The 945-nt window shown below is 58.4% G+C and carries 1 protein-coding gene and 1 pseudogene; one reads left to right on the top strand and one right to left on the bottom strand.

Annotated features, from left to right (window positions below; all coding sequences use genetic code 11):
- A partial coding sequence (locus tag NW835_RS12555) for a hypothetical protein (protein WP_414415459.1) occupies positions 1-288 on the bottom strand: 288 nt, incomplete at its 3' end.
- 62 nt (positions 289-350) lie between these two features.
- Here NW835_RS12555 and NW835_RS12550 point away from each other — a divergent pair.
- Positions 351-945: pseudogene (locus tag NW835_RS12550) on the top strand (RNA-guided endonuclease TnpB family protein); the annotation flags it as partial.

Raw genomic sequence — 945 nt, 5'->3', positions numbered from 1 at the left:
GGCCACCAGATCCCGCCGCCGCAGCTGCTCCGCCAGGACTTCCCCCAGATGAGCCACCGCGCCAGGCAGCAGGTTGAGAACCTCCCCGGAATGGGGATCCCGTTCTTCCCAGCGCCCCTCTAGCAAAATCTGGATCCCAGCCGGGGTGGTTCCTGCCTCCGCCAAAACCTCTCCTTGGCAAAAGGGTTGCTCCTGGAGGTGCTCCGCCAGAGGATACAAGCTCTCCAGCGCCAGGCTTTGAAACAGGGTTTGCCCCTTCAGCCACTGGGCACGCTCAACAGGGGTCATCTGAATGCGCTGGATACTCCAGCGTCTATACGGCGGGGAGGGATAACGCTAATAGGCTTGGCATGACCCAAGTCCTGACTATCTCCTGCAAGCTCAAGGTGTCTGCGTCACAAGCCGCCAAGCTGGATGCGACCTTGTCTGCTTTTGCACAAGCACTCCTCGCGCCCGCGGGCCGGAGGCCTTACTGGGTCAACCAAAACACGCCAGAGAATATAGCCAACCTTGTCAAGCTCCACTTCTTATGCTATCGCGAAGTCCGTGCACGGTTCGGGCTGTCCATTAATCTCACTCAACAAGTGTTCCGACGGTTAGCCGGTGCCCGCAAGCTTGCCCAGCAGAAAAACCGTCCCGTCAAGGCATTCAAGTCTGGCTTTGTTACCTACGATGCCCGCATCTTCTCTTTCCGGGAGAGGGACTGGACGGTGTCGCTAACCACCGTTGAGAGACGCGAACGCTTTGAGCTGGATGTTGGCTCCTACTAGCGGGGCAGGCTCACAGGCTCTCATCCCAAAGCAGCCACGTTGGTCAAACGCCAAGACGGTTCCTCGTTCATCCAGATTGGCGTGGAGTCTGAGGTACCGGAACCGGAGCACGCCGTCAAAACAATGGGCGTGGATTTGGGTAGGAGGGATATTGCTCATACTTCTGAGGGGGATC

Source organism: Synechococcus sp. OH2, assembly GCF_047462155.1.
Lineage (GTDB): Bacteria > Cyanobacteriota > Cyanobacteriia > Thermostichales > Thermostichaceae > Thermostichus.
The sequence above is the reverse complement of the archived record's forward strand: the minus strand, read 5'-3'. Positions and strand labels throughout refer to the sequence as shown.